The sequence below is a fragment of the Bacillus cereus group sp. BfR-BA-01383 genome (genome assembly GCF_022663495.1).
Classification (GTDB): Bacteria; Bacillota; Bacilli; order Bacillales; family Bacillaceae_G; genus Bacillus_A; species Bacillus_A cereus_AU.
The window spans coordinates 110,715-128,371 of sequence record NZ_JAKUFP010000005.1 but is presented as its reverse complement, the minus strand read 5'-3'; the positions used below and the strand labels follow the sequence as shown (position 1 = coordinate 128,371).

Below are 17,657 nucleotides of genomic sequence, written 5' to 3'. Positions count from 1 at the left end.
TTCACCTCGTTTTGAGAAAGAAAAACTCTCATTCTATTTACCCTATATATTTTGCATATAATCGTTTTGCTATTTTCATATCATTTGTCCCATGAATGAATGCCCTACCGTCTGTAAATAAAACAAAACGATATTCATCAACAAGAAACGATAATAAATATGGTGTTTTTTTGACGTCCAAACTTTTTTGTAAGCGCTTTTGAATTTCTTCTAAATGAAGAACTCGCTTTATCCCTGAACGGATTTGAACTGTATTCCGTCCGCATAACACTTCAGTTTTCATCTGTGATTCAAATGTTAAACTTGGATACTTGCGTACATTGCCACAAGATGGACATGTGCTTTTCTTCTGTCTATTTACCTTTAATGAGAGATATTGATTGTTCCAAATATCAAATGATAACATTGTTCCTCTTAGCGACTGATAGTCATCCACCAATATTTTCATCGCTTCTGTTACTTGGTGAGCAACGACCATTTGTACAGCTGGCTGAATGATTCCTGCTGTATCGCATGTTGCACCGTTCGTAGGATGATCCATTAGGCAGCGAAAACACGGTGTTTTCCCCGGAAGAATTGTATACGTTACACCGTAACTTCCAATGCAACCACCGTATATCCAAGGTATATTTTCTTTTTGTGAAATGTCATTTATAAGTAGGCGCGTATCAAAGTTGTCAGTCGCATCTAATATGAGATTCACTTCTTTTGTTAACTCTTCCATTTCTTGCATTGTAACATCCGTTACAACAGGTACAATTTCTACTTCAGAATTAATCTTTCTTAAATGTTCTGCCGCTGCAATTGCTTTTGGTTTGCACCGCTGTGCATCTTCTTCTGTATATAACTGTTGCCGCTGTAAATTGCTCCATTCGACGTAGTCACGGTCAGCAATTGTCAATTTCCCAATTCCCATCCTAACGAGCGCTTCTGCATTTGCAGCGCCAAGTGCACCTGCACCGATTAAGAGCACATGCTTTTCTCTTATTTTTCTTTGACCCATTTCACCAATTCCAGAAAATAATACTTGTCTTGAATAACGCTCATGCATATTGAATCCTCCTTTCGTTAGCCACCAATGTAAGACATTTCTACTTTTGGACGTTTATTTGTACTTTCAGCCGTTCTTTCATCTGAATATCGGTCTTTTCTATACGCCCATGTATGTTGTAGAATTTTTAATAGTGATGCATCAGAAATATCTTCTCGAAGAAGCGTTCGCAAATCCGTTCCTTTCGTTCCAAATAGGCACGTAAAAAACTTACCGTCTGCCGAAATGCGAGCTCTCGTACAAGAAGAACAAAATGACTCAGAAACAGAAGTAATAAATCCAACTTCTGCATTGCTCCCTACATATCGATACACTTTCGCAACTTCTCCAAAGTAACGAGGCTTAACAGGCTCAATCGGATATACACGATTAATTTTCTCTATTAATTGTTCCTTCGTAATGACTTGTTCAAAGTTCCATCCGTTCGTACTGCCCACATCCATAAACTCGATAAAACGGAGCTGAATTTCTTGTTCTTTAAAATAACGAGCCATAAGAAGAATTTGACTATCATTCATCCCTTTTTTTACAACCATATTTACCTTTACTTCTAATCCAGCTGCCTTCGCTGCTTCAATTCCTTTCAATACAGGTTTTGTGCTTACATTTCGTCCATTAATTTTTTGAAAGACATGATCCTCTATCGCATCTAAACTAATATTTACACGTTTTAATCCCGCTTCTTTTAATAGCTTTGCTTGTTTTGCTAAATGAATACCGTTTGTTGTGAGTCCAATATCCGTTAAACCTTCTAACTTTGCAAGCCTTGCAATTAACTTCGGTAAATCTTTACGCAATAAAGGTTCACCACCAGTAAGCCTAATTTTATTGACTCCCATACTTATAAATAATCTCGCTAATCTTTCTATCTCATCAAACGTTAATAAAAACTCTTCCTGTAAAAAAGCGTAATCAGGTCCGAACACTTCAGCCGGCATACAGTATGTGCACCTAAAATTACAACGATCAATAACTGAAATACGTAAATCTTGAAGTGGCCGCTCTAACGAATCTCTCATCTTCTCGTACATCTATATCCCTTCTTTTCTACTCAAATCCTTAGTAAGTTTCATATTTTGTATTTGCTTTCATTATAAAAAAGAAGCTACATATTCAATGTGACTTTTCTCACATTACTTTCCCCATTCAAAAATTCTTCACGAATCCGTTCGAATTTTGTTCACATCTCCAGCCCTATTCCATACGGTCATTGAAATTTCACTTTTTTCCAAAAATATCTCTTGCATTTTCATCATACTTACATTCAAAATAGGAGATGTATTGCTTATAAGAAGAAAGGTGATCGCTGTGGCAAACAGTATGACATTATCTCAAGATTTAAAAGAATTACTTGCATCTGTTGAATATAAAATGCAAATAAAAAAAGGAAGTTTTATTTTTCAAGAAGGTATGGAAGCAACAGACCTCTATATCATTCACTCAGGAAAAGTACAAATTAGTAAACTAAGTGCTGACGGGCAAGAATTAACACTTCGTATTTGTTCAGAATATGACATTATTGGAGAATTAACATTGTTCACTGACAATGCGAAGTATTTATTAAATTCAAAATGCCTTGAAGATGTTGAAGTAGGAGTTATAAAGCGTGAAGCCTTAGAAAAAGCATTACTCCAAAAACCAGCTCTTGTATTTGAATTTATGAAATGGATTAGTGAACATTTAAGAAGAATGCAAACAAAGTTCCGAGATTTAGTATTACACGGCAAAAAAGGTGCCCTGTATTCTACTCTCATTCGAATGACAAATAGTTACGGTGTGTTAAAAGAAAATGGGATTCTCATCGATTTACCATTAACGAATCAAGAACTTGCGAATTTCTGTGCAACTTCACGTGAAAGTGTAAATCGGATGTTAAATGAATTAAAAAAGCAAGGTACAATTTCTATTCATAAAGGAAAAATTACAATTCACGATTTACAATTTTTAAAATGTGAAATTGCTTGTGAAGATTGCTCTGCCTCTATTTGTAGCATTGAGTAGCATCTAATATAGATGCTACTCTTTTTTCATAGACACAATTATCTCCTATATAAAAAGACGAGGCCTTCCATTAGACCTCGTTTCATGTTAGTTGCTAGCTCTTATTCGTTTACAGCGGATTTATTTTTTCAATTCATTAGGAATACGTCTTCTGTAAATTACATAACTGCGACTTACATATTTAATTGGGGCACTAAATACATGTACAAGTCTTGTAAATGGCCATACTGCGAAAAGCCCCATCGCTGCAATAATATGAAATTTAAACCAAACAGGTACTTCCATCATATATTCAACTTTCGGTTGGAAAATAAAGAGACTTCGGAACCAAGGACCAATCGTTGTACGATAATCAAACCCTTTTGAGTCGATATTTAAAAACGTTGAGGAAAGTCCTGCTAGCATAACGATAAGTAATAAAATAAGCGCAATATAATCTCCCGTTGTACTCGTTGCAATGATGCGTTTTACTGTTACACGGCGATACGTTAATATAATTAAACCGATGATAGAAGCAACACCTGCCGGAAGTCCGAAACTAATTGCTACTATATGATACATATGCTCTGTAATACCTATTGAACGGTATACGGACTCTGGAATTAAAATCCCCATAACATGACCACCAATGACGAACATTATCCCAAAGTGGAATAACAGACTTCCGATTCGGAGCATTTTCTTCTCTAATAGTTCACTAGATTTTGATGTCCATCCAAATTGATCATAGTTGTATCTGAAAATATGTCCACCGATAAAGATTGCAAAAATGATATAAGGAAACAACACCCATAGAAATTGATCCATCATTTTGACAACTCTCCTTTCTAATTTGTCTGTACACCCCATGCATCGATAGCGAAGAGAACAGCTGCAAGAATTGGTTCATACATACTATTTGCGTCTTTTAATTGAACGTGCAATGCTTGTATATTTTCCTTGTATTTACTCATAATTGGTTCACTATCTTGCTCATTTGCATTTGCAAAAAACTCAAGTAATAGCGGTAAATAATCCGGTAGTTCTTTATCTGTTACTTCAAAACCAGATTTTTTATAATGCTGTTTTAACTCTAATAATTCAATACCTCTTTCTCTTTGTTCACCGGTGTTCATATAAGTTAAATACATATTTGTCTTTTTACCAAAATCGAATGTATATACGTAACAATCAATTAATTGATCATTCGTTTTATCTAGTGCTTGTTTAATAAATGCTGTAAGTGCTGCTTTAACGTCTTCCTGTTCAATCGCTTCAATCTCTTCTTGTAATTCAGTTAAAGCTTCTCCCCACCCAAGTTCCAGATAGGAGAGAAGAAAAGAAGAACAAGAAAAAGCAGTTTGTAAACTTTGTTTCATGATTTTCTGCCCCCTTTATTTAAGAAATTGTCATACAAGAGCCTGGGCCACCTGTGAAGGAAAGGCCACAGCTTCCTTGTTCGCTATATAAATCTGCAACTTGTTCGCGGTGAGAAGTCGGGATGACGAAGCGATCTTTATATTTTGCGATAGCAAGAAGACGATACATATCTTCTACATCTTGTTTCGTTAAACCAAGTTCTTTTAATACTGCTTCATTTGGTTCTTTATTAATTTGCAGTGCTCTCATATGTGTTCGCATGACAGCCATTTTTTTCAATGTAAGACGAATATGTGATTCATCTCCTGCAGTGAGTAAATTCGCTAAATATTGAATGGGAATACGCATATTATCAATAGCAGGAAAAATCTCTTCTGCTTGCCAGTTACTTCCTTTCCCTTCCACCATATTCATAATTGGGCTAAGCGGTGGAATATACCAAACCATTGGCATTGTACGGTACTCTGGATGAAGAGGTAGAGCGATTTTCCAATCGATAATCATTTTATAGATTGGCGACTCTTGTGCCGCTTTAATCCATTCTTCAGGAATGCCTTGTTTTTTCGCTTCCGCTGCTACTTCTGGATCATTTGGATCTAGGAAAACAGTAAGCTGAGATTCATATAAATCTTTTTCATTTTCAACAGAAGCCGCTTCTTTTACTTTGTCAGCGTCATATAGCATTACCCCAATATATCGAATACGTCCTACACATGTCTCAGAACAAATTGTTGGCATACCAGCTTCAATACGTGGGAAACACATTGTGCATTTTTCAGCTTTATTTGTTTGCCAATTAAAATACACTTTTTTATACGGACAAGACGATACACAAAATCTCCAGGCACGACATGCATTTTGATCCACAAGTACAATCCCATCTTCTTCACGTTTATACATCGCACCAGATGGACAAGACGATACGCAAGATGGATTCATACAATGTTCGCATATACGTGGTAAATACATCATAAAGACATTTTCAAAATCCGTTTTAATTTCTTCTTCCATTTTCTTTACGTTCGGATCTTGTAATCCTGTTATATGTCCACCAGCTAAATCATCTTCCCAGTTTGGACCCCATTCAATTTTGTCGATAAATTCACCCGTAATTGCTGATTTCGGACGAGCAACTGGTTGATGCTTTCGCTGCGGGCTATTTGTTAATGTTTCATAGTCATAGTTCCAAGGTTCAAAGTAATCATCAATTGTTGGTTGATCTGGATTGTGGAAAATATTCATAAGACGCTTCATTTTCGAACCAGATTTCAGCTGAATTTCACCATTTTTCAATTCCCAGCCACCTTTGTATTTCTCCTGATCTTCCCATTGTTTCGGATAACCAATTCCAGGTTTCGTTTCTACGTTATTGAAGTACATATATTCAGCACCTGGACGATTTGTCCAGGTGTTTTTGCATGTTACGCTACAAGTATGGCAGCCGATGCATTTATCTAGGTTCATTACCATTCCGACTTGCGCTTTAATCTTCAAGCCAATCTACCTCCTTCAGTTTGCGAATTACAACGTTTAAGTCGCGCTGGTTTCCAGTCGGACCATAATAGTTAAATCCATAACTTAATTGACCATATCCACCAATCATATGTGTTGGTTTAACGTGAATTCGAGTTGGACTATTATGCGTCCCCCCGCGGTTACTTGTTAATTTCGTACCAGGTACGTTAATGTGGCGATCTTGCGCATGGTGCATAAATGCCATTCCTCTCGGTATACGGTGCGTTACAACAGCACGAGCTACAACAACACCGTTACGGTTAAAGCACTCAATCCAATCATTATCTGCAACGCCAGCTTCTGCAGCATCCTCTTTATTCATCCAAACAGTTGGACCACCTCTAAACAGCGTTAACATCGGTAATGAATCGAAATACATACTATGAATCGACCACTTATTATGCGGTGTTAAATAGTTTAGTGTAATCTCTTTCCCTTCTACTTCAGGTCGTGATTTACGGAACGGTTTATGTTGCAAAATTGGTTTAAACGTTGCCATCGTTTCACCAAATTCTTTCATCATGTCATGATCTAAGTAGAAAGATTGTCGACCAGTTATCGTTCTCCAAGGGATAAGACGTTCAACATTTGTTGTAAATGGTGAGTAACGACGTCCACCTTTTTCAGAACCTGTAAAGGCTGGAGAAGTAATTACCGTTTTCGGCTGCGCTGTAATTTGTTCGAATGTGAAGCATTCTTCTTCACGCTCTTCTGCTAAATCACGAAGTTTTAGATCGGTTTGTTTTTCAAGTGCTTCCCATGCTTTTACAGCCATGTGACCGTTTGTTGTAGAAGAAAGTGTTAATACCGCCTCAACAGCATTAATTGCTTCTTTTATATCTGGGCACCCTTTCGCAATAGAATCAGTTCGCCCAACTCCTAATCGACTCTTTAATTGCTCATATTCTTTTTCTGCAGACCAAGAAATCCCTTTCGTACCAATCGGTTGCTTTCCAGCATTTGGTCCAAGCGCTGTCATTTTGTCATAAATCGTTTTATAATCCCTTTCAACAACATGAATTTGTGGCATCGTTTTACCTGGGATTGGTTCACACTCGCCTTTGCTCCAATCTTTAATCTTGCCAAGTGGTTGCGCTAATTCTTGCGGTGTATCGTGAAGAAGTGGTGTTGCAACGACTTCTTTCATTGGCTCAAGATCGATTTTCTTCGCTAAATCTGACACAGCTTTAGAAAGAGAGGTGAAAATATCCCAGTCAGAGCGTGCTTCCCACGGTGAACCGATTGCTGGATTAAACGGATGCACAAATGGATGCATATCTGTACTACTTAAATCGTGCTTTTCATACCAAGTTGAAGCAGGTAAGACGATATCAGAATAAAGCGCTGTTCCAGCCATACGGAAATCTAAATTAATGAGTAAATCTAACTTCCCTTCTGGTGCTTCTTCATGCCACTTAATTTCTTCTGGTCGTAATGAATCACTATCATCATTCATTAATCCGTTTGTTGTACCTAATAAATGTTTTAAGAAATATTCGTGACCTTTACCGGAACTTGAAATTAAATTTGCACGCCATACGAATAAGTTGCGTGGGAAGTTGTTTTTATTATCAGGATCTTCAATCGCAAATTTCAGTTCTTTTTCTTTTAATTTTTGTGCAACGTATTTTCCGATTTCTTCTTGCGTTGTTGCACCAGAAGCAACAGCCTCTTTATATAATTCAATTCCATTTTTCTCGAATGTTGGATATGAAGGCAACCAACCAAGTCGTGCCGCTAATACATTGTAATCACCGTGATGTTGATAACGAGAGTTGCCCTCAATTGGTGATGCTAAATGCCCGACAGGTGTATCTTCATAGCGCCATTGATCTGTTACGAAATAGAAGAAAGATGTACCGTTTTGTAATTTTGGTGGCCCTTGCCAATCTTTTGCCATCGCGATCGTTTGCCAGCCTTCTGCTGGTCGTAATTTTTCTTGACCAACATAATGTGCCCAACCGCCGCCGTTTACACCTTGCGCTCCAACGAGAAGAACAAGATTCAAAACTGCGCGATAAATCGTATCAGAGTTAAACCAATGGTTAATACCGGCTCCAACAATAATCATCGAACGACCATTTGTATCAACAGCATTTTGTGCGAACTCACGAGCAATTTGAATAATAAGCTCTCGCTTCACTCCCGTCATTTTCTCTTGCCATGCAGGTGTAAACGGTACGTCATCATTGAAATCTTTCGGTTCTTGTCCCCCGAGCCCTCGGTTCACGCCGTAATTTGCTAACGTTAAGTCGTATACAGTTGTAACGAACACTTCGCCTTCTTCTGTCATAACTTTTTTCACCGGAATCGTACGTTCTAATATTGTATTTCCATCATCAGAGAAATACGGAATTTGTACCGTTCCAACAGCATCTTCCATTCCAAGTAAAGAAAGACGTGGATCAATCTTTTTACCTGTTTGTTCATCTTCTAAACGTAAGTTCCATTTCTTTTCGTTATCCCAACGTGATCCCATTGTGCCGTGAGGTGTTGCAAAATCATTCGTGTTCTCGTTCCAAAGAACAGGCTTCCATTCTCCTAACTTTGTTTCGCGTCCGATATCAGAAGCATTTAAGAATCGATCCGCAACGAATTGATCTCCTTTTTGTTTCAATGTGACAAAGAAAGGAAAATCAGTATATTGCTTCGCATACTTTGTGAAATATTCCACTTGATTATCTACGTAAAACTCTTGTAAGATTACGTGCCCCATTGCCATTGCAAGTGCACCGTCTGTACCTTGTTTCACACTAATCCAATCATCCGCAAACTTTGTAGACTCAGCGAAGTCAGGACTTACAGAAACGACTTTCGTTCCTTTATATCGAACCTCAGCTAAAAAGTGAGCATCTGGTGTTCTCGTCATCGGTACATTTGAACCCCATGTCATAATGTATCCAGAGTTATACCAGTCGCTACTTTCTGGTACATCTGTTTGATCACCCCAAATTTGCGGAGAAGCTGGTGGTAAATCTGCGTACCAATCGTAGAAGCTAAGCATCGGCCCACCCATAAGTTGCATAAAACGGCTACCTGCTGCATGACTTAACATCGACATAGCTGGAATTGGTGAAAAACCAACATTTCGGTCTGGACCGTATTTAATTACTGTGTAAAGTAATGAAGCAGAAACGAGTTGTAATACTTCATCCCAATTCGCACGAATGAATCCCCCTTTACCACGCGCCTGCTTATACTTACGTGCTTTTTCAGGGTTTTCCACAATGCTTTTCCAAGCATCTAGTGGTGACTTGTGATTTTGTAGTTCCTCTTGCCACATACTCCAAAGAACACCACGTACATACGGATATTTCACACGAAGTGGACTATAAATGTACCAAGAAAAACTCGCCCCACGCGGACAACCTCGTGGTTCAAAATCAGGCATATCAGGACCTGTTGTTGGGTAGTTAAGCTCCTGTCCTTCCCATGTTACAATCCCATCTTTCACATAAATGTTCCAACTGCATGAACCAGTGCAGTTCACACCGTGTGTAGAACGGATTACTTTATCATGTTGCCAACGCTTTCTGTACACATTTTCCCATTCGCGATCTTCATATGTTTCTTGTGTATGATTATCGTTATAACGATCTATTGGTGAAAAATATTTTAAACGTCTCATTAGTGCTGAAGGTTTCTTCTTCATCATATTCACTCCTTTAATACGTCTCTCTTTCATACCCTTACTATAAGAGAGGCTGTAAAATACAGATGTGACATTTCGCACAGTTCAAGAGATTGTCAAAAATTCAGTAGAAAATAAGTTTGTGAGAAAATTTTTTGTTCCGTTGTGGAGGGTTATGGTTAATCGTGATTATTAGGGGAATAGTATTTTGAGGTATCGACTATTTTGCAAAAAAAACGCAGGAAAAGTTCCTACGTTTTTTCTTTATAAATATATGAAACAGAGTTTTGAATTTTTTTATAAAGTTCCAAAAGGAAAATACCGAAAATTGTATGTGAGGATGTTTTTTCTTCGCGATAGTATTTTATATCCAGACATATTCACATAAAACTAGAAATCATTATTTACTGTATTGCCCTTAGTTACGGAAACAATTATACTAGATGTAATCGAAATAAATAATCTGAATATTCTCAGAATTTAAAATGGAAGTTTTACTACCCACACATAGAATTATAAATTCTATTGTCCACTAAATAGATTAGAAAACGATAATAAAATTAGGAGGATCTCTATGCCCCAGCTTGATTCATTACATCCCATTATAGAAAAAATAATCAACAATATTGAAAAATTAATGGTCGGAAAACGAAAAGAAACGATTTTAACCATGACAGCTCTCTTAGCTGAAGGTCATGTACTATTAGAAGATGTTCCCGGCGTCGGGAAAACAATGCTAGTACGTGCACTTTCTAAATCAATTGATGCTGATTACAAGCGAATTCAATTCACACCTGATTTACTGCCGTCAGATGTAACAGGTGTTTCTATTTACAATCCAAAAGAGCTCCAATTTGAGTTCAAGCCTGGACCAATTATGGGGAATTTTGTACTTGCTGATGAAATTAATCGTACATCTCCAAAGACACAATCCGCCTTACTTGAAAGTATGGAAGAAGGCAATATCACAATAGATGGCATTACAAGACCGTTACCAAAACCATTCTTTGTAATGGCTACACAAAATCCGGTCGAATATGAGGGAACATACCCTTTACCAGAAGCTCAGCTCGATCGTTTCTTGTTGAAGTTAAGAATGGGATATCCTACACCAGAAGAAGAATTTGAAATTTTAAACCGGATGGAAAAAACAAATCCACTCTCCCATTTACAAGCTATTACTACAATAGAAGAATTACTTTATTTACAACAAAGCGTACGAGAAGTAAGCATGGACAAAGGGATCAAACATTACATTGTAAAGCTTGTTAATCAGACTCGTTCTTATAGTTCTATACAGCTAGGTGCAAGTCCACGCGGTTCAATTGCTTTAATGAAAGCTTCACAGGCTTATGCATTCATCCATGGCAGAAATTATGTTATTCCAGACGATGTTAAATTTTTAGCTCCTTACGTTTTAGCTCACAGACTCATTCTAAAAATGGAAGCAAAATTTGAAGGAATAACAGGAGAACAAGTTATCGCAAAAATCGTTGCACGAACTGCCGTTCCGACTCAAAGGACGATGAACCTTTGATGAAACGAATACTACGAGTACTATATCACGTTACCAAGTTATTACTAATCCCTTTATGCCTAGTCTTAACATTTGTGTATGCTATGCTTCAAGGAGGATTTGTAAGTTGGTTTTTGTTTTACAGTACGATTCCTATTGGCCTTTACTCACTACTACTCCCCTTCTACGCTTTACGGGACACTGAAGTAAAACGAATAACAAATCAAAATGAGTATGTAGCAGGAGAACCATTTTTAAGCACGATTACAATAAAAAGAAAATTTCCTTTTCCCTTACTTTATTTAGTTATAGAAGATGAAATGCCTCCACAATTTACAAGTTGTAGACAAACAAAGACGAATAAGGTAATACTCTTTCCAGGATTGAAACGAAACATTTCGTTTCAATATGTTATTGACACAATCCCTAGAGGAGAACACACTTTTTCAAGCGTACGTGTCAAAACTGGCGATCTATTCGGTATGATAGAGAAAGAAGTAACTTTTTCAGTTCCAGATACATTTTTAGTCTATCCCCAGTATATAGATATAACGTATCGACAATTGGAAAATCATTTCGAACAAGGAGCGCTTTCAGCAAATATAAATTTAGCAAAAGACTCTACAATCTCTGTCGGTGTCAGAGAATATAAACCTGGTGACCGCTTTTCATGGATTGATTGGAAAGCAACTGCACGAACAAACAATATTATGACGAAAGAGTTTGAACAACAGCGCAGCCATAATATCATGATATTCATGGACAGAACTGAGTCCCCCCTATTCGAATCAGTCGTAACGTTTACTGCCTCTATTGTGAGAGCTGCTTTGAAGCAAAATTCACCAGCGTCATTCGTGTCTGTCGGAAAAGAACGAACTATTTTCCCTTTAGACAATGGAGATGCTCAGTTGCAACAAATCTTTTGTCATTTAGCGAAAGTACAAGCAGACAGTGTATTCCCGCTCTCTCAAAGTGTAGAAATAGAATTAAGAAAAATTTATGAGCCCGTCACGATTATACTCGTGACAAGCGATCTTTCTCCCGATATTCAAAAGGCGGCTGATTGTGCTGCTATAAAAAATAGAAAATTAATGGTGTTTGTCGTGAAAGAAAAAGCGAACCAACTCTCGCATCGAGAACTAAGTATACTAGAAACTCTACAAAAACGAAAAATATTTGTAAAAGCGGTTTATGAAAACCGGTATACAAACGTGTTTTTTGAGGTGAGCAAATGATAACATTACAAACAAAAAAACAATGGAATATGAGCAGATTCTTCATGCATGTATGTGTACTTCTTCTTTTACTAGAATGGCTAAGACCCCTTATAGGTATTACAAACGTAGGTAGATTAGATATTTTTGTACTATTTATAGGAATTTGCTTCACTCTCTCTTTTTTTCAAACAAGGTGGCAAATTCCAATAAAAATCGTCACGATCTTATTCATGATTCATTTCCTGTATTATAAAAAAGCTTTTATAAATCCATCTTGGCTAACAACTTTTTTTTCTGATATGTCTCGAAATTCCTCCCTGTTTTTCCAGGGGAAGTTGCTAGATATTTCTCCTGTTTTTCCAACAGTTTTATTTTTTCTATCATTTTGGTTTTTGAGTTCTTTCACCTCTTTTTGGATGATTCATAAAAAACGCGGTTTGTTATTTCTTGTATTGACTATTATTTATATCACAACTTTTCATAACTTACATTTATACAATGCAAACTACGCTATTATTCGTACTGTTGTCATCGGTTTTTTTATGCTTAGTCTTCTTCAAATAGAACGAATAAAAGAGATTGAACACTTACAAAATTATGCTAGAGAAATCTCAAAATTACTTAGACCTCTTACAATATTTATTGTATTGTCAGCAACCATCGCATACTTTACTCCAAAATTTGGTTCTCAATGGCCCAACCCAATGAATTTTTTAAAATTCAACACATCCGAAGCAAGTAAAGAACAAGAAGTTTCTAAAGTTGGGTACGGTTTAGATGACTCGCAATTAGGCGGTCCCTTTAAGGCAGATAATACAATTGTTTTTACAGCACAAACGCAAAATAAACAATATTGGAGAGTAGAAACGAAAGATTTTTATACAGGAAAAGGCTGGGAGGTTTCTGAAAATCCGAAGAAAGTTTCTTTTAAAAATAAAAACGACGTCGTAAGTTGGTACGAACAAAATACAAAAACGGAGACAACTGAGGCAACAATCACCATGCAAAAAGGTTATCCTCACCTTACCTATCCAGCAGGATTAGTATCAGTTGAGGCTTCTTCTGATGTATCATACAGCGTTGACCCCTTTTCAGAAAAAATCTATACGATGCACGGAGACTCTTCTACTACTTTAAATTCGTATAAAGTAACATATGAGCTCCCAGAGTTTCCCATAGAAAACTTGAAAGCTGTAAAAACGAATGAAGGTCATGAAACAAGTTCTTATTTCATGACAAAATACACACAACTTCCCGAATCATTACCACAGCGAGTAAAAGACTTGGCTGTCAATCTTACAAATGATAAAGACAACCGGTATGATAAAGTATTAGCTATTGAAAAGTACTTCACAGACAACTCTTTTGTATACGAAACAACGAATGTCTTATTTCCTGCCAAAAACCAAGATTATGTAGATCAATTCCTGTTCGATACAAAAAGCGGCTACTGTAATAATTTTTCTACGTCTATGATTGTACTACTTCGTTCTGCCGGGATTCCCGCCCGCTGGGTAAAAGGATTTACAGAAGGAACTCTTGAGAATACAATTGCTAGTGCTGAAGGTGAGAATGTTTATAAAATCGCGAACAATAACGCACACTCTTGGGTCGAAGTATATTTTCCAGGATACGGATGGATTCCATTCGAACCAACAAAAGGATTTACCAATCCCTATAATTTTACAAATAATACTCCTGCTCCTACTTTACAAACTAGCGAAGAAACTAATTCTCAAAACGCGCAAATACACCAAAGAAACAATGAAGCAAAGCTCAAAAGTTTAATAGAAGATACAGAAGAAGCTCCTACTAAAAAGATCACAAATTCCAAAAATGGATTTTCTTGGTGGCGCATATTCCTCTCTACGATACCAATTAGTATTATAGGATACATTCTCTTTACCACTAGAATGAAATGGATTACATTTTTTATTATTCTTTTCTACAAATACAGAAAAGATGATGCTGTTTATAGAAAAGCTTACGATGCACTTTTAAAACAATTTGCGAGAATCGGTATATCACGAGGGGAAAGTCAAACATTCCGAGAATACGCTCTCTACATCGATACACTTTACAACTCGGCTCATATGCAACAACTTACTTTCAGTTATGAAAACGCTATGTATCAAAAGGGACAGGCCGCAACAGAATGGAAGAAATCCGTACACCTATGGGAAGTGCTTATGAAAAAAGCAGCTTCTCCGCCTAAATCAAATGACTCCCATTCAGTGATTTAATCTTGCTAATATGAGTTGAAAGAAAACGCCTCAAAGAACTGCATTGTTCTTTGAGGCGTTTTTTAATAAAGTGAAACTCCTAGTTATTCTCCAAGTACCTTTTCAATCTCAACCTCTAAATCCACCGGCTTCGTCTGCGGTGCAAAACGCCCTACTACTTTCCCGTCTCTTCCAATTAAAAACTTCGTAAAATTCCATTTTACTGCTTTCATACCGAGTAAACCTGGTGCTTGTTCTGTCATGTATGCATACAGAGGATGAGCCTTGTCACCTTTCACATCAATTTTTGCAAACATCGGGAAGTTTACACCGTAGTTTAATTCACAAAAACTTGTAATATCCGTTTCTGTACCTGGTTCTTGTCCTCCAAATTGATTGCAAGGGAAACCGAGTATTTCTAATCCTTGGTCTTTATACTTATCATATAATTCTTGTAATCCTTTATACTGCGGTGTGAATCCACATTTACTAGCAACATTTACAATAAGAAGTGCTTTTCCTTCGTAATCTTTTAACGATTTTTCTTCACCTGTTATTGTTTTAGCTGAAAAATCATAAATTGTCATTGTTCCTGCCCCTCTCTTCACTATCATTCTATGTTTATACTATACTACATTCGTGAATATACGGCTCTTATTACATACTTACACGTTGAAATGATAGCGCTTTATTTTTGTTCGGAAATTCGACACAAATTACTAGACTTTTATGATGGAAAGTTTTACAATTAAATTGTGAACAAAATGTGACAGTTGATATTCCATTATAAAAGAAAAGGATGGTGTTCGTTATGAAAACTGCACAACATGAAACGATTTCAAATCGAGAATTTTATTTCGTACTATATATGATGTTATTGTATGTTACTGGTTGGGTAATCGATGTGAATGGTTTATTCTTAAGCTCCTACTTTAATTTAGCAGGAGAGATTATGCTTCCATTAGTTGGCGGGCTTGTTGGACTGTTCGTAATGTCTATCAATAAAGAACAAACGAAATAACAACATTAGAAAAAAGGCAGAAGACGAGTTTCGTTTTCTGCCTTTTTTCTTTTTTAGCGTATAATAGAAACATGCAGTATATAAGGAGTGGTAAATATGAAAAAAGTAGAGCAATTATCTTCTCACCTATATCTTATTGATGATTTCGATTTACAACATAATGAACGAACTGGCACTTACGTTTTATTAGGTGATGATATTACTTTAATTGAAACTTGCGCAGCCCCTTCTCTTCCCTATATTTTAGACGGCTTACAACAATTACATATTGATTTAAACGATGTAAAAAACATTATCGTTACACATGTTCATTTAGATCACGCCGGGGCAGCTGGTTTAATGATGGAAAAGTGCCCAAATGCTACTTTATATGTGCATTCTCGCGGTGCTCGTCATATGATTGATCCAACAAAACTCATTTTAGGCGCAAAAGCTGTGTACAAAGAAGATTTCGATAAACTTTTCGATCCAATTCTTCCTATAGAAGAAGAACGTGTTCATATTGTACAAAATGGTGATACGTTAAAAATTGCAGAAGACCGCACCCTTACGTTTTATGATACGCCAGGACATGCGAAACACCATATCAGCATTCATGATTCATTAACAAACGGCATTTTTACTGGCGATACAATTGGAATTTATTATAGAGAACTTGCAGATCTTGGTGTAGAGTTATATCTACCGTCAACGTCACCTTCACAATTTCAGCCAGATGCGATGATTGCTTCTAAAAATCATATTCAAAGTATGAATGTAGATACTATTTATTTCGGTCATTACGGTGCATCTTCTCATGTTACAGAAGTATATAACCAACTGGAACATTGGTTACCTATTTTTGTTCATACTGGTAAAGATGTCTTTGAAAAATATAATGATTTCGATGAGGCAACCAAGGCATTACAAACTTTATTAATGGATAAAATCTCTTCTCATCTTACAAAATTAAACGTCCCATCCAATCATTCTGTGTATAACATTTTACATCTAGATATAGAAATTAGCGCAATGGGCATTATTGATTATTTCACAAAGCAAGAAAAAATAAATTCCACTATTAACTAACAGTAAAAGAAGAGATATACAACAGTAGTTATTGTATATCTCTTCTTTCTTTGAATATATTTTTAATAAAGGATGGTGGAATACAATGCAAAAAGTGATGCTATACCTCTGCTTTACATTATTTATCTTCTTATTATTATTTGTCGGAGTAAAAATTCAATTTTATTTAGATACAGACGCGCAGGTGAACTTTAACATTTATCCAAGGCTATTCTACTATACACTCTTTCCTCTTGTAGTCGGCAGTTTATTACGATTCCTTCAATCCATTAATCGCGAAACGAGTAAACAAAACTGGAGCTTTCAACCGGATAAATTTATTGCTATTACAGTGCCTACACTATTCATTTCCTTTTCTCCAGCTCTACTCTTTTCACCAGTTGGTGAATACCTACCTTATTTAACTAATATTATTCTTGTGGATACAACTTTCGTTACCATTATTAGTTTAATAGCTGGTTATTCACTTTTAGATTGTTTTATACAAAAAGATACTGCAAATATGAAAAAATATAATTGATGACTAATTTTTAAATGTCATTGGTTACGGCGCTTTATTTATAAGTGTGATATTACTTGTAAGATTCGTTATACATGCGGTAAGAAAATTTAATTAATAGCAAAAACGAGTATGAAATCACTTAGATTTTTTACTCGTTTTTTATTATCCATATATTTAATATACAATAGGGAATTTATGTTAAACTAAAGGGAATCGTACATTAAATCAAAATGCATTTTAACCAAGGGAGACTTACTATGTATAAATTAGGGGCTTTCTCATTTCTAACGTTTATCGCAAGTGTATGTTCTTTCTTTATTTTAAGAGGACCTAATGCGAATTTGACGTTAATTATTGCGATTCTAAGTATACTTTCATTACTCGGAATTATTTTTGCGATAGCATCAAAACATTGGTTATTCGGAATAGTTGGTACTGCATTAAATGGCGTAATACTAGTAGTTGTATATTTCCTATTGATAGCAAAAGGAATAGGTGGTTAATATAATTACGTATCAATAAAGAAAGCTCACAGCTAAAGCTATGAGCTTTTC

15 protein-coding genes are annotated in these 17,657 nt (G+C 36.2%); 8 read left to right on the top strand and 7 right to left on the bottom strand.

The window, feature by feature from the left end:
* Positions 1–37: 37 nt before the first annotated feature.
* Both MR065_RS07505 and moaA read right to left on the bottom strand, forming a co-directional pair.
* Entirely contained in the window at positions 38–1,051 is a 1,014-nt protein-coding gene (locus MR065_RS07505) for a molybdopterin-synthase adenylyltransferase MoeB (protein WP_242213136.1), read from the bottom strand.
* Between the two features lie 17 nt (positions 1,052–1,068).
* Positions 1,069–2,082 carry a GTP 3',8-cyclase MoaA gene (gene moaA / locus MR065_RS07500; protein ID WP_242213135.1) on the bottom strand — a complete coding sequence of 338 codons (1,014 nt, stop codon included), beginning with the start codon at positions 2,080–2,082 and terminating at the stop codon, positions 1,069–1,071.
* 277 nt (positions 2,083–2,359) lie between these two features.
* Here moaA and MR065_RS07495 point away from each other — a divergent pair, with 277 nt between their 5' ends.
* A complete protein-coding gene (locus MR065_RS07495; RefSeq protein WP_242213134.1) occupies positions 2,360–3,052 on the top strand; it encodes a Crp/Fnr family transcriptional regulator in 693 nt (230 codons plus the stop codon).
* A gap of 120 nt (positions 3,053–3,172) precedes the next feature.
* Here MR065_RS07495 and narI read toward each other — a convergent pair whose 3' ends face one another.
* From narI to MR065_RS07475, 4 genes are read right to left on the bottom strand one after another with little or no spacing between them, the layout of a single operon-like run.
* Entirely contained in the window at positions 3,173–3,862 is a 690-nt protein-coding gene (gene narI / locus MR065_RS07490) for a respiratory nitrate reductase subunit gamma (RefSeq protein WP_242213133.1), read from the bottom strand.
* A 17-nt stretch (positions 3,863–3,879) separates the two neighbouring features.
* The gene (gene narJ / locus MR065_RS07485) at positions 3,880–4,410 is read right to left on the bottom strand and encodes a nitrate reductase molybdenum cofactor assembly chaperone (protein WP_242213132.1); all 531 of its coding nucleotides are present in this window, start codon (positions 4,408–4,410) and stop codon (positions 3,880–3,882) included.
* Between the two features lie 19 nt (positions 4,411–4,429).
* Positions 4,430–5,905 (bottom strand): nitrate reductase subunit beta, encoded by a 1,476-nt coding sequence (gene narH, locus MR065_RS07480; protein WP_242213131.1) that lies wholly within the window; start codon positions 5,903–5,905, stop codon positions 4,430–4,432.
* Positions 5,895–9,581, bottom strand: a complete 3,687-nt coding sequence (locus tag MR065_RS07475) for a nitrate reductase subunit alpha (protein ID WP_242213130.1) — start codon at positions 9,579–9,581, stop codon at positions 5,895–5,897. The genes narH and MR065_RS07475 overlap by 11 nt, the downstream gene beginning before the upstream one ends.
* Before the next feature lie 550 nt (positions 9,582–10,131).
* Here MR065_RS07475 and MR065_RS07470 point away from each other — a divergent pair.
* Genes MR065_RS07470 through MR065_RS07460 form a run of 3 tightly spaced genes read left to right on the top strand, consistent with a single transcriptional unit; the run spans position 10,132 to position 14,533 of the window.
* Positions 10,132–11,094 carry an AAA family ATPase gene (locus tag MR065_RS07470; RefSeq protein WP_242213129.1) on the top strand — a complete coding sequence of 321 codons (963 nt, stop codon included), beginning with the start codon at positions 10,132–10,134 and terminating at the stop codon, positions 11,092–11,094.
* Positions 11,094–12,308, top strand: a complete 1,215-nt coding sequence (locus MR065_RS07465; protein ID WP_242213128.1) for a DUF58 domain-containing protein — start codon at positions 11,094–11,096, stop codon at positions 12,306–12,308. The genes MR065_RS07470 and MR065_RS07465 overlap by 1 nt, the downstream gene beginning before the upstream one ends.
* Entirely contained in the window at positions 12,305–14,533 is a 2,229-nt protein-coding gene (locus MR065_RS07460; RefSeq protein WP_242213127.1) for a transglutaminase TgpA family protein, read from the top strand. The genes MR065_RS07465 and MR065_RS07460 overlap by 4 nt, the downstream gene beginning before the upstream one ends.
* A gap of 83 nt (positions 14,534–14,616) precedes the next feature.
* Here the strand turns inward: MR065_RS07460 and bsaA are convergent, their stop codons facing one another.
* Positions 14,617–15,099, bottom strand: coding sequence for a glutathione peroxidase (bsaA, locus tag MR065_RS07455; protein ID WP_242213126.1), 483 nt, complete (start codon positions 15,097–15,099; stop codon positions 14,617–14,619).
* A gap of 224 nt (positions 15,100–15,323) precedes the next feature.
* Here bsaA and MR065_RS07450 point away from each other — a divergent pair, with 224 nt between their 5' ends.
* The 4 genes from MR065_RS07450 (at position 15,324) to MR065_RS07435 (ending at position 17,606) form a co-directional block, all read left to right on the top strand.
* Positions 15,324–15,533 carry a DUF3925 domain-containing protein gene (locus MR065_RS07450; protein WP_088230440.1) on the top strand — a complete coding sequence of 70 codons (210 nt, stop codon included), beginning with the start codon at positions 15,324–15,326 and terminating at the stop codon, positions 15,531–15,533.
* Positions 15,534–15,629: 96 nt separating this feature from the next.
* Positions 15,630–16,601, top strand: a complete 972-nt coding sequence (locus MR065_RS07445; protein ID WP_242213125.1) for an MBL fold metallo-hydrolase — start codon at positions 15,630–15,632, stop codon at positions 16,599–16,601.
* Between the two features lie 85 nt (positions 16,602–16,686).
* Entirely contained in the window at positions 16,687–17,121 is a 435-nt protein-coding gene (locus MR065_RS07440) for a hypothetical protein (protein ID WP_242213124.1), read from the top strand.
* Positions 17,122–17,360: 239 nt separating this feature from the next.
* Positions 17,361–17,606 (top strand): hypothetical protein, encoded by a 246-nt coding sequence (locus MR065_RS07435; protein ID WP_242213123.1) that lies wholly within the window; start codon positions 17,361–17,363, stop codon positions 17,604–17,606.
* The last annotated feature ends 51 nt before the right edge of the window (positions 17,607–17,657 follow it).